The organism is Prosthecobacter sp. (assembly GCF_044373815.1).
Lineage (GTDB): Bacteria > Verrucomicrobiota > Verrucomicrobiia > Verrucomicrobiales > Verrucomicrobiaceae > Prosthecobacter.
The window spans coordinates 1-14,370 of the sequence record NZ_JBIPNG010000129.1; the positions used below are offsets into that span (position 1 = coordinate 1).

9 protein-coding genes are annotated in these 14,370 nt (G+C 58.3%); 7 read left to right on the forward strand and 2 right to left on the reverse strand.

What is annotated here, in order from left to right; all coding sequences use genetic code 11:
- From ACIREA_RS12595 to ACIREA_RS12625, 7 genes are all read left to right on the forward strand, one after another.
- The coding region (locus tag ACIREA_RS12595; RefSeq protein WP_397382625.1) for a DUF1553 domain-containing protein at positions 1-1,633 on the forward strand (1,633 nt) is incomplete at its 5' end.
- A gap of 15 nt (positions 1,634-1,648) precedes the next feature.
- Positions 1,649-3,076, forward strand: a complete 1,428-nt coding sequence (locus ACIREA_RS12600) for a DUF1501 domain-containing protein (RefSeq protein ID WP_397382626.1) — start codon at positions 1,649-1,651, stop codon at positions 3,074-3,076.
- A gap of 101 nt (positions 3,077-3,177) precedes the next feature.
- On the forward strand, positions 3,178-4,692 hold the full coding sequence (locus ACIREA_RS12605) for a hypothetical protein (RefSeq protein ID WP_397382627.1): 1,515 nt from the start codon (positions 3,178-3,180) through the stop codon (positions 4,690-4,692).
- 284 nt (positions 4,693-4,976) lie between these two features.
- On the forward strand, positions 4,977-7,496 hold the full coding sequence (locus ACIREA_RS12610) for a hypothetical protein (RefSeq protein WP_397382628.1): 2,520 nt from the start codon (positions 4,977-4,979) through the stop codon (positions 7,494-7,496).
- A gap of 265 nt (positions 7,497-7,761) precedes the next feature.
- The gene (locus ACIREA_RS12615) at positions 7,762-9,177 is read left to right on the forward strand and encodes a tubulin beta chain (RefSeq protein ID WP_397382629.1); all 1,416 of its coding nucleotides are present in this window, start codon (positions 7,762-7,764) and stop codon (positions 9,175-9,177) included.
- A 48-nt stretch (positions 9,178-9,225) separates the two neighbouring features.
- Positions 9,226-10,503 (forward strand): tubulin beta chain, encoded by a 1,278-nt coding sequence (locus ACIREA_RS12620; RefSeq protein WP_397382630.1) that lies wholly within the window; start codon positions 9,226-9,228, stop codon positions 10,501-10,503.
- Positions 10,504-10,573: 70 nt separating this feature from the next.
- Complete coding sequence (locus ACIREA_RS12625) at positions 10,574-11,332, forward strand: tetratricopeptide repeat protein (RefSeq protein WP_397382631.1); 759 nt, start codon at positions 10,574-10,576, stop codon at positions 11,330-11,332.
- 228 nt (positions 11,333-11,560) lie between these two features.
- Here ACIREA_RS12625 and ACIREA_RS12630 read toward each other — a convergent pair whose 3' ends face one another.
- On the reverse strand, positions 11,561-12,670 hold the full coding sequence (locus ACIREA_RS12630; protein WP_397382632.1) for a glycoside hydrolase family 3 N-terminal domain-containing protein: 1,110 nt from the start codon (positions 12,668-12,670) through the stop codon (positions 11,561-11,563).
- A gap of 409 nt (positions 12,671-13,079) precedes the next feature.
- Positions 13,080-14,370: anthranilate synthase component I (gene trpE / locus ACIREA_RS12635; protein ID WP_397382633.1), on the reverse strand; the 1,291-nt coding region annotated here is incomplete at its 5' end.

Here is a 14,370-nt window from a genome sequence, read left to right on the forward strand (position 1 = left end):
GCAGATTGCGGGAGACCTTCTGAAGTTTGAAGGCAAGCGCGATCAGGCGAACAAGATCGTGGCCACGGGTTTTCTGGCGATCGGTTCCAAGGGACACAACAACCGTGACCGCCGCCAGTTCTCGATGCATGTGGTGGATGAGCAGATCGATGCCGTGTCGCAGTCCATGCTGGGACTGACTCTGGCCTGCGCACGCTGCCATGATCACAAGTTTGATCCCGTGACGCAGCGCGACTACTACGCGCTGGCGGGCATCTTCCTGAGCAGCGAGACGCTGTTTGGTACGTATGAGCAATTGCAGAACAACAATACCGCTGGCTTGATCGAGCTGGATCGTGCAGCCGGGCAGACGGCCTCCCTCGCGAAGATTTCACCATCTGAAGTGGCTGAGCTTAAAGCCAACTATGAGCGGGCGAAAACCGCCGCTGCCGAGGCGCAGAAGGAAGTTTTCGCCATGCGCCAGCAGGATCGCGAGAAGGCGGGAGCGGCAAGCTTCCTGCGCATCCGCGGTGCGCGTGATCGTGCCGAAGAGGTGAAGGCGGACGTGGACCTGTTTTATGAAGATGGCACACCGCGCACACTGGCTATGGGGGTGCTGGACCGCACCAGTCCTTTCAACAGCCCGATCCTCATCCGTGGCGACATCAAGCAGCCCGGTGATGTGGTGCCACGTGGGCTGGTGGAGGTGCTGTGTGCGAAAGGTGAGCCGCTGAATATCGGCCCGCAAAGCGGCAGCGGCAGGCTGGACCTGGCCTACTGGATCGCCTCGAAGGACAACCCCCTGACGGCACGTGTGATGGCCAACCGCGTGTGGTTGAAACTGATGGGCAGCGGCATCGTGCCGACGCCCGACAACTTTGGCGCGATGGGCCAGAAGCCATCCCACCCTGAATTGCTGGACTACCTAGCGGTCTCGTTCATGGAGAACGGCTGGTCGGTGAAGAAGCTGATCCATGAGATCATGATGAGCCGAGCCTACCAGATGGGCTCGGGCTACGATGCTGCGAACTATGCCGTCGATCCTGACAACAAGTGGCACTGGCGCATGAACCAGCGCAGGCTGGAGGCTGAGGCGATCCGCGATGCGATGCTCGCGGTGAGCGGATCGCTGAATCTGTATCCGGTGGATGGTTCTCCCGTGGCCCGTGCGGGGGAAGGCAGGCAGGGTTTGCTCTCGATTTTCCGTGGTGAAATGATGAGCAAGGCCTACACCTATCGTTCGATCTACATTCCGATTATCCGGGACCAGATTCCTGAAATGCTCTCGGTCTTTGATTACCCGGACGCGAGTCTGGTGAATGGGGATCGCGATACGACGAACGTGCCCTCGCAGAGCTTGTATCTGATGAACAACCCGCAGGCACAGAGTGCAGCGGATGCGTTTGCGGTACGCATCGCCAAGCACCCGGGCAATTCCGCCGAACGTCTGAGCTACGCTTATGAACTGGCGTTTGGCCGTGAACCCACGGCGCAGGAGAAAGCTGCGATCGGCAATTTCTGGATGCGCTTTCCCCAGCAGATTGCGAAGGACAAAGGCACCAGCAAAGAGGCGAAGGCGCAGGCGGAGTTTGCCGCGTTGTCCGCCTTCTGCCAGAGCCTGATCGCGAGCGCCGAGTTTCGTTACCTTAATTAAAGCACCTCCGACATCATGAACAAGACACCCTTCTCCCGGCGCGAGTTTTTGAAGACCAGTTCCAACGGCTTCGGCTACCTGGCCTTTGCCGCTCTGGCACAGCAACAGGCGCTGCGCGCCAATCCGCAGGCCGCCACGGGGCCGCTGGCACCGAAAACGCCGCATTTCGCGCCACGTGCAAAGCATGTGATCTTTCTCTGCATGCAGGGCGCGCCCTCGCATGTGGACACGTTTGACTACAAGCCGAAGCTGATCGCGGACAACGGGAAGGGGGCACCCTCAGCGGCCGGACGCTATGGCACGGCGAAGCTCATGGCCTCGCCCTGGAAGTTCAACCGGCAGGGCAAAAGCGGCCTGTACATTTCAGAGTTGTTTCCCAATCTGGGCAAGCATGCGGATGAGATGTGCATCCTGAATTCCATGGCCACGGATCTGCCGGCGCATCCGCAGGCGTTTTCCCAGCTCCACACCGGCACGACGCAGTTTGTGCGGCCGTCGCTGGGGTCATGGGCCTTGTATGGTCTGGGCACGATGAATGAAAACCTGCCCGGATTCATCACGGTCAATCCGCCCGGCAACGCGACACGCACCTACGGCAGCGCGTTCCTTCCTGCCATTTATCAGGGCACCAAGATCGGCGGCAACGCTCTTCCCGGCGGTGGTGCCGCAGGCCGGCGGTTCGGCGGTACAGAACAGGCCACCGTGGCGAACATCAAAAACAGCCGCTACACGACCGAAGAACAGCGTACGCAGCTGGATCTGGTGCAGGCGCTCAACAAAGCGCGCATGCAGCAGGACGGCGGTGTCAGCGCCGAGGTGGAAGGCGTGATCGAATCGTATGAACTGGCGTTTCGCATGCAGGCTGAGGTGCCAAAGGTGATGGACCTGAGCAAGGAAACGGCGGCCACGAAGGCGCTGTATGGCATTGATGAGCAGGAGACGGATGCCTTTGGCAAGCAGTGCCTGATGGCGCGCAAGTTCATTGAGGCTGGCGTCCGATTCATCGAACTCACCAACGGCAACTGGGACCAGCACTTCAATCTGAAGGCCTCCTTGGAACGCAACACCGGGGCGATCGACAAGCCCATCGCCGGGCTGCTAACCGATCTGAAACAGCGAGGACTGCTCAAGGACACGCTGATCATCTGGGGCGGGGAATTTGGCCGTACACCACACAGCCAGGGCGAAGACGGGCGCGATCATAACAACAAGGGCTTCTCCATGTGGATGGCCGGCGGCGGGGTGAAGGGCGGCATGAATTATGGCATGACCGACGACTACGGCTACGAGGCCGTGCTGAACAAGATGCACATCCATGACTGGCACGCGACGGTGCTGGCGCTGCTGGGCCTTGATCACGAACGGCTTACCTTCCGTTATGCAGGCCGTGATTTCCGTCTTACGGATGTTTACGGCACGGTTGCGAAGGAGATCATCGCATGAGCGAATTGGTCACCTAAATGACGCACGCGTTGCATCTGGCGTGATTCGTCTTATCAATGGCGCTGAAAATGGGAAACAGCGCCTCAGCATCCGCCTCGAAGATGTCCTCCAGCCAGGTGCTGGATGCTTCTTCCAGCAGTGCGATCGACACCGAGACGATGCTTCGAATCGAGGTGATGATCGATAAAGGGCTGCCGGAGGAGCTGCGTACAAGTGCCAAGAGCCTGCTGCGTGCAGTTGCTGGCAAAGTCGCTGTTCCTGGGCACTTTGATGCGTTTTGCTGCCAGGCATTTTCAAAGCCGGAGTGGGCGGCGGCGGGCAGTCTGCTGATTGCCGAGATGTTTGAGCAGGACGAGGATCAGCTCGCAGAACTCGCACGCATCCCCGACCTGGTCATTGAAATGGGCAGCGGAGAGGTGAACGTGACCTGCATGGTGGCATCCCGCTGGGCTGCACGCGGGGAGACGCACCGCCTTTCCAGACTCGCGGATGCGATCGTGGCATCGCATGCGTCCAGAAACGCCTGTGCAGTGGATGTCATGCTGGCTCTGGCCGCCACACTGGCGGTGACGCGATTTTCACGTGCAGAGCAGCTTTACAGTGCCGCTCTCCCACTGGCAGGGGAAGAGCACAAGGAGGCGCTGGCAGATGCCAAGCGCTGGCTGGCAGCCGGCCGCGTGGTGTGCAGCGCCGTGCAGGACGAACGTGATTTCTGGGACGTGCGTCTGCGCAAACCCAAGACGGCCTGGACCTGGAAGAGCAAGGCGGAGCGCGAGGCGCTGGACCATTTGTCGGAGTGTTTGACGACTGACATGGAAGGCGCTGACCTATTCAAGGCGGTGCTGCCCGAGTACTGGTGGGAACTGGCGGTGAAATTTGCGCATCAGCAGGAAAAGCTGGTGGATTTGACCCAAAAGCTGGTGACTGCGAAAACAGAAAACGGAGGAGGGGCGAAGGCCGCGCCTGAGCTGGTTCCGGCAGCCGGGAGAGTTACCCGAGAAATTCCTCCGCATCCGCATGCTGGGCCATTGGCGCGGTTTATTCTGCCCTGGTTCTGTGGTTGCCTGGCGATGCTGCTCACCGTGCTGGTGCCGGTGCTGATCCTGCCACGGGAATCTGTCCTCGGCATTTTGGATACTTTAAAGCCGGCTGCGACGCTCTCGACTCCTGCCGAGATGGAGGCATGGCGGAAAAAAGAACTGCAGAAAAAGGCCGCTGAGATGAAGCTTTTTGAAGCACAGCATGCTTTGGCAAAAACCGGCGGCTGGCAGGAAAACGAAAAGCTGCTCTCAGGAAAAAGCCAGGAACTGCCCTTCGACAGCCCGCAGTACCTGAATCTGCTGGTCTGGCTTCATCTGGACCCGCCCAAAGATGAGGAGGTCCGCCTGCGTGTGTGCAAACTGCTGCTGGACCGAGTGAAGGGGAATGCTATCACATTGTGGGAGATGCTGGCCTATCCAGGTTCCGCGAATGCGGCAGAGATCAAAATTGCGGCACACAACGTGCTTTCTGATGTGGCCTATCAATGGAGCGCAGATGAGAAAAAGCGTCTTGTTACGATTGCCGGGAGCACTCCTGCCAGCAGATCCTCTCTGGTGGGCGGCGATAAGAAATAAAACGAAGAACGTGCTTGGCTCAAATCTGAGTTTCAGAGATGCTAATCTTGCATTTTTGTGAGTTCACTTGGTATCCTTTGAGCTTGTTGAGATTAGCCTAGGCAGACTATGCTTTTTATGGTTTGAGCTCTAAACGCTGGTTTATTAACAATGTAAAATTACCAGATTTTTCAGAATAAACTTTGCAATTTTGAGCCACAACCCTTATAAATTAGAACATATATGTGAACTATTGCCCCCACTCTCTAGTCGGTATTATTTCACAGTATGGTCATTAACTTGTTATGATTGAAGAGCTTCAGCAATTTGGCAGCCTTTCCGTGGCTCATCGAACCGGTGGTGCACCGGTCGAGCTGGTGCGTTCTAAGGACGAGGTGGTTTTTCTGGCCTTCGACAACCGGATTCACCGGTTGGTCGAACTTCATGTGCTGCGCGGAGGAAGCACACTGGATGCGGCAATGAAGAGATCCGCATTTGACCGTGCCCGCCAGGCTTCGGAAATCCGTGGGCATGCCTTCATGCGCATTTTGGAAGTGGGTGAGGATCAGGGGCTCGTCTATTACACCAGCAATCTCAACGACGGTGAGTTTGTCGAGCATTACACCCAAAGGCGCGGCGCAGTGGCGCCCGCGACGGCGCTGGCGCTCGTGTATCAGCTGCTGGATGACCTGCTTCAGCTGCAAGGATTTCAACGTCTTGTCTCGCGCATGCATCTGGATCGCGTGCTGGTCACGACCCTGGAGGATACATTCCTGCAGCTTCGTGTGTTTGATTACGGCCTGTCTCAGCTGGATGCAGGGACTGAGGGGCAAAGTGGTGCGCGGCTGGTGGTGGAAGCCTGCAGGTTGATTTTCCTTCTTCTGACCGGGCAGCCTTATGCCGGCGAAAATCCGGACCGTTTCCCTGCCTTGACTCAGCTGCCGATGGGATTGCGCACAGCGGTCAGAGCCGCACTCACCGACCCCGACAATGCTCCGGCATCGATCGAAAAGCTGCGTGATGATGTGCGCGAGGCGTTCAGTGCGCTTTCGAGCAACATCAAAGCGCGCAATTTCCGCAAACACCTGGTGGTGAACTCTTCACTGCTGCCACAGTCGCAGCTGCAGGAGTTGCTGCTGGAGGATGTGCCGGTCGAAACCATTCTCGGAACGCGATTTCGCGTGGAGGATGCGGATCACGCACGTCGCTATCCCTTCTCCATTCCTGCGATCAATACCAAGCTGGGGCAGTCGGTCACGGTGCACCTGCTGCCGCCTTCGCGAATCGTGGACAAGTCCCGCTACGAGGCAGTGCCCTTGCAGATGTGGCGTTTCAATCCTGAACGGCATCCCAACATCCTCCGCTCTCTGAGTCTGTGGGAAAGTCCTGACTGGACCTTCCTGACCGAAGAGCGGGAGCCTGGCTTTGCACTCAGCCGCCTCATGGCGGAACGCATCACCCTGAACCCTGCTGAAGTGACGGTGCTGATGCGCCAAATCCGGGCTGGGCTTGATCAGGCGGTGGAGTGTGGCGTGCAGCGCGTGGATCTGCACCCTTCCAATATCCTGCTGCGGGTGGGTAAAAATGGTCCGCTGCTCTCGCGTGAACTGGAGCGGCTGATGCAGAAGCGCCTGGACGCCTGGCCTTCGTTTGTCGTGAAGCTGCGTCCGCACATGACCATGCGCAGCCTCTATGAGCCTCTGCTGGTGGACATGGACCTCACCGAAGGGCAGCAGCAGGAGGAGCATTTGCAGAATCGTGATTTCCGGCATCGTTCATTTGTGGCGCTTGCAGGTTATTTGCTGACAGGTGAGCGCCAGACCGGAGGTGTGCCGCAGTTTCCTGAATCCATTCCTGAGGCCGCCGCCGCATATGTGCGCGAGTGCCTTGAACTGATCCGCCGTGCGGGCAAGACCCCAAGTCCGGGTGATTTCATCGACAAGTTCGAGGGGCTGCTGACTGCGCCGACGGTTGATCTGGCCACACGTCTGCGTGGAAGCAATTCGGTGGCGCTGGAGGAGATGGAAAGCGTCGGTTCCGTGTCGGATTTTGACGATGACTGGAATGCGAATGATGCCGCAGCCGGAGCTCATGAGGACGAGCCCATTTCCCCCATCAAGCGCGGGATCAAGACGCATGACTTCAACTCGTTGGTCCAGCAAAAGCGCAGTCTGCCAGTGGGCGCCATCGCGGCAGCTGCCGCAGTGATTCTGGGCATTGGCGCATGGATTTTCATGGGCGGTAAAAAGGAGCCGGGTGCTGCAGCGCAGCCTGTGGTTTCCTCTGCGGAAGCTGAAGGACCTGCGGTCAGTAAAAAAGATGCTCCCCCTGCGGTCGTGAAGACCGTCCAGAGCAAGCCGGTTCCGGCTCAAGCTGAACCAGTCAAACCACAACCTGCTCCTGTCGTTGCCGCTCCCGTCAAACCTGTGGCGGTGATGAAGGAGGCTGTGCCGAATCCATCCGTCAAACCTGCGCCGGAAGCGGTGGCATCAGTGACAGATGTTCCCGCCCCGCCGCCCAATTTGCCGGCTCCGGTGAATGAAGTGAAGCCGACGACGAAGCCGGTGGCGGCAGATGCAGCGACGACCACTGTCGCGGTGACGCCTGCTGCCACTAACCCGCCGCAAACCGCAAATACCTCTGTCCCTCCAGTCACTGCTGCAAAGCAGCCGGAGAAAGCCCCCATCACCATTCGTCGTGCCATTCTTCCTTCCAAAGAGGAGATCGACCGCATGAAACAGGGACAGGTGGAAAGCAGGACAGGGCAGATGCCTGCCATTTCCACCGCCGCACCCTTGCCGCCGAAACGCAAAGAAACACCGTGATCCCAGCCATCGCCCGCATTTCAATATTGCAGCCATTTTGGCGTGGGATTCCTCACGAAAGCACGGAATTTGCTTGGACTCACGGCTCACTCACAGGTAAAACTACCTTTAGTGGAGATAAGCGCCGCAAACAATGCCGCTTTGATTGCGAAGTCCGGGACATGCCGGATGAGAATCACCGGCGTGGTGTGGCTGGTGGCCTATCACACTTTCAAATGCAGGCAGTACACATCACATTAGAAACCGCGAAAATTAGGAGAGACTGATGAAGGTCAACAACACTATCGTTATTTCAATCGGTCAGGCCGGCAATCAAATTGCCGCGTCTTTCTGGAAAACCATCTGTCAGGAGCACGGCATTGATCCGATGACAGGCCAGACCGCCCAGGGCCAAACTCCGCGTGGAAACTGGAGCGCGTTTTTCAGCAAACTCGGTGAATCCACTTCCGGCAGCTATGTGCCGCGTGCCGTGATGGTGGATCTCGAGCCAAGCGTGATCGACAACATCAAGGCCTCTTCTGGCTCGCTCTTCAACCCTGGCAACCTCATCAGCCGCACGGAAGGTGCCGGTGGTAATTTTGCCGTGGGTTATCTGGGTGCAGGCCGCGAGGTGCTGCCAGAAGTCATGGGTCGGCTCGATGCCGAAATCGACAAGTGCGACAACGTCGGCGGCATTCTTGTTCTGCATGCCACGGGCGGCGGTTCGGGTTCCGGCTTTGGAGCCCTGCTCATTGAATCCGTCAAAGAAAAGTATCCTGAATTCCCCGTGCTGAGCTGCGCGGTACTGCCATCCCCGCAGGTTTCCTCGGTGGTCACCGAGCCTTACAACACGGTGTTTACGCTCAACACGCTGCGCCGTTCGGCAGACGCCTGCCTCATCTTCGACAATGAAGCGCTGTTCGAACTCGCCCACCGCAAATGGAACATCGAGAGCCCGACGGTGGATGACCTCAACCTGCTCATCACCGAGGCGCTTGCCGGTCTGACCGCCTCCATGCGTTTCAGCGGCTTCCTGACCGTGGAAATCAGCCTGCGTGAGCTGCTCACGAATCTGGTGCCGCAGCCTTCGCTGCACTTCCTCATGTGCGCTTTTGCGCCGCTGACCCCGCCTGACCGCAGCAAGTTTGAAGAAATGGGCGTCGAGGAAATGATTCGCAGCCTGTTTGACAACGGCTCCGTTTTTGCCGCCTGTTCCCCCATGGAAGGCCGCTTCCTGAGCACCGCGGTGCTCTACCGTGGCATCATGGACGACAAGCCGCTGGCAGACGCCGCCCTTGCAGCGATGCGTGAGCAGCTGCCGCTGACTTACTGGATTCCCACCGCGTTCAAGATCGGCTACGTCGAGCAGCCCGGCATCTCCCACCGCAAGAGCATGGTGCTTCTGGCCAACAACACCGAGATCGCCCGTGTGCTTGACCGGATCTGCCACAACTTTGACAAGCTCTGGCAGCGCAAGGCCTTCGCCAACTGGTACCTCAACGAAGGCATGTCTGAAGAGCAGATCAATGCACTCCGCGCCTCCGCCCAGGAACTCATTCAGAGCTATCAGGTGGCCGAGGAAAGCGGCGCCAAAGCCAAGGTTCAGGACAGCGCATCAGACATCCCGCGCAGCAGCGCCGGCGGGGATGACAGCCGCGGAGGTGGCATGAGTCTGCGTGACCTCGTTGACCGTCGTCGTTAAGAACAACAAATCAGGCAATCGATAAATCAACCGTTTGGAGGAATAACCGTGAGAGAGATTCTGAGCATTCATGTCGGACAATGTGGCAATCAAATCGCCGACCGTTACTGGCGGCTCCTGCTGCGTGAGCATGGCCTGACCGAGGCTGGTACGTTGAAGGATGGCAACACGACTGCCGCCACCAACACGAACATGGAGGTGTTCTTTCACAAGGTCCGTGACGGGAAATACATCCCGCGTGCCATTCTGGTGGACCTTGAGCCTGGAGTGATCGCCCGAATCGAAGGCGGTGACATGGCGCAGCTGTTTGACGAGAGCTGCATCATTCGAAAAATCCCCGGTGCTGCCAACAACTGGGCGCGTGGTTACAACGTCGAAGGTGAGCGCATCATCGACCAGATCATGAATGTGATCGATGCCGCCGTGGAAAAGACCAAGTCCCTGCAGGGCTTCATGATGACCCACTCCATCGGTGGTGGTTCAGGCTCGGGTCTGGGCTCGCTCATCCTGGAGCGTCTGCGCCAGGCTTATCCCAAGAAGCGCATCTTCACGTTCTCGGTGGTTCCGTCCCCTCTGATCTCCGACTCTGCCGTCGAGCCCTACAACGCCATCCTCACACTGCAGCGCATTCTCGACAACGCGGATGCCGCCGTGCTGCTGGACAACGAAGCGCTCTTCCGCATTGCGAAGTCTAAGCTGCACCGCAGCCCGAACTACATGGACCTCAACCACATCATCGCCCTCATCATGAGTTCGGTGACTGCCTCCCTGCGGTTCCCTGGAAAACTAAACACTGATCTCAGCGAATACGTGACCAATCTGGTGCCGTTCCCCGGCAATCACTTCCTCACGGCTTCGTTTGCTCCCATGCGTGGTCCCGGCCAGGAGGGGCAGGTCCGCATCAATTTCCCCGACATCGCACGTGAAACGTTCTCTCAGGACAATTTCACGGCTGCCATCGACTGGACCAACGGCGTGTATCTCTCCGCCTGCGCCCTGTTCCGTGGTGATGTGAAAGCCAAGGAAGTTGAGGAAAACATGGCGGCCATCCGCAAGAGCCTGAACTTCGCCAGCTACGTGCCGACTGGCATCAAAATGGGTGTGGCCGAAACCGCTCCTGAAGGCTTTGCCTCCAGTGGCTTGGCTCTGGTCAATCACACCGGCATTGCTGCTGTGTTTGAGCGCCTCATCACCAATTTCGACATCATGTTCGACAACCACGCCTACACGCACTGGTATGAGAACAACGGCGTCTCTCGTGACATGATGGCGCATGCACGCAACACCATCGTCAATCTCGCACAGTCCTATCGCGACGCCAGCTAGCCCGAGTCTGGCCGGGCTTTCCGCCCGCCCGGTTTCATGAACCCTTCTTCAACCCAACGTGGATACCGCATTGGAGCGCCAAATTGCCTCCGCCTCCCGCAGCGTCGAGGAGGCGCGGAGGCTTGCATACCACGATCCGGTACGCGTTGGTGCCTTGGTTGAGCAGATCAGTGTTCTTGCTGATCTGCGGCAGAAGGAGGGGGATTTCCGCAAAGCCGAGTCGCTCTATCGTGAGGGGCTTTTCCGTGCGCAGGAACTGCGCAAGCAGGACCCCGACCTGCTGACCGGCATCTACTCGCTCCTCGCGCATCTTTATGATCGCTGGGGGCGCATGGACAAGGCGGCTGAGTTTTATGAAAAGGCGTTGAGCATCAGCGCTGATAATGGGCTGGAAGACAGCGACAAGGTGGCCACGATCAAGAACAACCTGGCCATGATTTTCAAACAGCTGCGGCATTTTGAAAAAGCCGAGGGCTACTACTGCGAAGCGCTGGAAACCTTTCAGCGCATCGATGGCGAACAGAGCTCACGCGTGGCTTCCGTCTACAACAATCTCGGCGTGCTCTACTACAGCAGCATGGATGTGGATCGCGCGCAGGCCATGCATGAACGGGCGCTCGCCATCCGGCAGAATCTCAATGAAGGGCAGATGGACCCTGCCGACCTCTCCCAGACTTTCATCAACCTGGGTGCGGTGTACAAGGCTTCGGGCGATTTCCAAAAGGCCGAGGCCTGTGTGGATCGTGCGAAGCGCATCCGCGCGGCCATGAACGGCTACCACCCGAATCCGCGGCGTTCAGCCTCGCTGCTGATCGACAAGAGCTTGTAGATGGTGGCCGGCACTCGCAGTTAAAAAACTCTAGGCTGCGTGTGAATCCATCGAGAGGAATACTCCTCAGTTGCTTTGCGAACGCGTCAGCGTTCTGGAGGAGAGGGATCGTCCCGATCCCTCACGCTCACATATCGCCCAGCGGGTGCGAACATCTCAAGCGCTCCAGATGGGGTATCAGGATGATCCCCCCTCCGACTGCAAACCTGTTTTCAACAAATCAGGATATCAATACAGCTCCACGGGAGAACGTTTGCCGTCTTCGACACTGAGGTTTTTGGCGGCCTCTTCGCCGAGGGTGTCGACGCGGAGCTGCCAGATGTCGCGGTTGATGGCGGCGAAGCGGTCGAGATTGAACTGGTCCGGCTTCACCAGGCGCTTCTTGGTTTTTTCGATCCGCATCAAAGCATCATGCAGGGCCGGGGCTTCGACGCCTTCGAGGTGCTGACGGGCCAGCTCCACCATTTCGACGCGATGGCAGATCATGACGAGGTCATTGCCGGCGCGCACGGCTTCCTGGATAGCCTGCTCAAAGGTGACTTCATTCAGAATCGCTCCCATGTCGAGGTCATCGGTCATGGCCAAGCCATCGAAGGCGTACTGATGGCGCAGCAGCTTCGTCACGATGTTATGGCTCAGGCTTGCAGGCCAGCGGCCACGGTCCGGATCGTATGCGGTATAGTTGCTGTGGCAGGTCATCACGCTGTCGAGTTCCGGCAGCAGCGCGGAGTAGGGCAGCAGTTCGCTGCGTTCCATCTCTTCGCGGCTCTTGGTGATGACAGGCAGGAACTCATGCGGATCACATTCCGCCGGCCCATAGCCAGGGAAGTGTTTGCCGCAGCTCAGGATGCCTTCGGCGCGCATGGCGCGATTGAAGACGCCCGCGTTGTCGATCACCTGCTGCGGGTCTTTGCCATAGGTGCGGCCTTTGAGAGAATTGTCCGCCGCATCATCATACGAGATGTCCAGCACGGGACAGAGATCGAGATTGAAACCGAACAGGCGCAAAATCTGCCCGGTGAGTTTGCCATGGCGTTTGATCAGTGCGGGATCTCCCTTGTCACGCAGCGCTTGAGCGTTCGGTGGTTCTTCACCAATCAGGCGGAGACGCGAGACGCGGCCACCTTCCTGATCAATCGTGATGAATGGTTCGACATCTGAGATATCGCGCAGGTCATCGATCAGTTTGCGGACCTGTTCGGGGGTCTGGATGTTGCGACCGAATAAAATGAAGCCACCGGGCTGAAGTTTTTTGAGCCGTGCGGCGGTTTCTGGAGTGAGTTCGGCACCGGGGACACCCATGAGGAGGAGCTGGCCGAGGTCTTGGGAGGAGGGCATGATGGCGTGTGTTCGGTTGAGTAGTGGTTGGTCGAAAGTGACAGATCAGGTGTCAAGACTCGGTTTGCTAAAATTTTGATAACAATTGGGCGTTTTAGGCTCTCAGGATTGCGACTCAGCGGTTTCTTTTTGCAAAAGAAGGGTGGGCAGGTTGACGGGAGGGGCAAAACTTTTTAACATGTCGTCGTCCGTGGGGCAACTCGCGGGCCACGTTTGCAAGCTTCCTCAGCTAAAGCATTTCGTGCCAATCGGTCCTCTATCGTTGTTGGTTGCTGGATCGCCAATGGAACCCCCCGGCTTCGCATGCCGGGGGGTTCTCTGTTTCTGGGTGATGCATTCGCGCATTGTGAGCAACTCTGTGATTAGCTTGTTAGCACCGTGTGATTAGTGTGTGAGCAACTCAATCAGCTCACGGTGCACTCAACTGACGCGCCCATTGAATCGCACGCAGCATGCCGGTGGCCTTGTTGATCGTTTCTTGATACTCGGACGCAGGAACAGAGTCAGCCACAACACCAGCGCCTGCCTGCACATAGGCTTTGCCATCCTTCACAACGCAGGTGCGCAGGGCGATGCACGAATCAAGGTTGCCATCGAAGCCGAAGTAACCCACCGCGCCGGCATACGCACAGCGCTTGCTCTTCTCGCACTCGTTGATGATCTCCATCGCGCGCACCTTGGGCGAGCCGCTGACGGTGCCGGCGGGGAAGGTAGCGCGCATGACGTCATACGCGGTTTTGTCGTCACGCAGATGACCGTCCACGTTGGAGACGATGTGCATGACGTGTGAGTAGCGTTCGATGATCATCAGATCACTGACGCGCACGGTGCCGTAGTCGGCCACACGTCCGACATCATTGCGTGCGAGATCGACGAGCATGATGTGCTCGGCGCGTTCCTTGGGATCCTCCAGCAGTTCCTGCGCCAGCGCATCGTCTTCTGCAGGGGTCTTGCCCCTCCAGCGTGTGCCGGCAATCGGGCGGATGTCGATGCGGCCGTTCATGCACTTCACATGAACCTCCGGCGAACTGCCGACCAGCGCGAAGCCCTGCGGGAAGTCGATGCAGAACATGTAAGGGCTGGGATTCACGTGCCGCAGAGCGCGGAAGAGGTCCAGCGTGGTGCCTTGGTAGTCCGTCTCAAAGCGCTGGGAAGGCACGCCTTGGAAGATGTCACCGGCGCCGATGTACTCCTTCATCTTGAGCACCATCGCCTCGTATTCTTCCTGCGTGGTGTTGCTCACCGGCGGTGGCAGCTGACCCACGGGGGCAAAGGTTTGCAGCGGTCTGGCAGCCAGCGGCTTCTCCAGTTTGGCAATGACATCCGCGATCTGCTCGCGCGCCCAGTCGTAGGCAGCCTCCAGTGTGGCATGCTCATCAGTGTGCACGTTGGCCACGATGGAAAGGCGGCGGGTGCGGTGATCAAACACCAGCACGGTGTCGGTGACCATGAAGACCATGTCCGGCAGGCCCAGTTCATCCTTGGGTGGTGGCGAGAGCGTCGGCTCAAAGAAGCGCACCATGTCATACGCCAGGTATCCGACTGCACCTCCGTGGAAAACTGGCAGCGGCTGCGTTTCCAGCGGCGTGAAGGGCTTCATCAGCTCCTGCAGTTCCGTCAATGGATCGCCGGTGGTAGTGTAGCTGCGCTTCTTCCCGCGCTCCTCGATTTCGATCTCACGACCGCGTGCGGTGAAGATG

Bases quoted from the DNA above. Each gene is read 5' to 3' on its own strand.
- ACIREA_RS12605 (WP_397382627.1), top strand. From the start codon at position 3,178: ATGTCCTCCAGCCAGGTGCTGGATGCTTCTTCCAGCAGTGCGATCGAC.
- ACIREA_RS12610 (WP_397382628.1), top strand. From the start codon at position 4,977: ATGATTGAAGAGCTTCAGCAATTTGGCAGCCTTTCCGTGGCTCATCGA.
- ACIREA_RS12615 (WP_397382629.1), top strand. From the start codon at position 7,762: ATGAAGGTCAACAACACTATCGTTATTTCAATCGGTCAGGCCGGCAAT.
- ACIREA_RS12600 (WP_397382626.1), top strand. From the start codon at position 1,649: ATGAACAAGACACCCTTCTCCCGGCGCGAGTTTTTGAAGACCAGTTCC.
- ACIREA_RS12630 (WP_397382632.1), bottom strand. From the start codon at position 12,670: ATGCCCTCCTCCCAAGACCTCGGCCAGCTCCTCCTCATGGGTGTCCCC.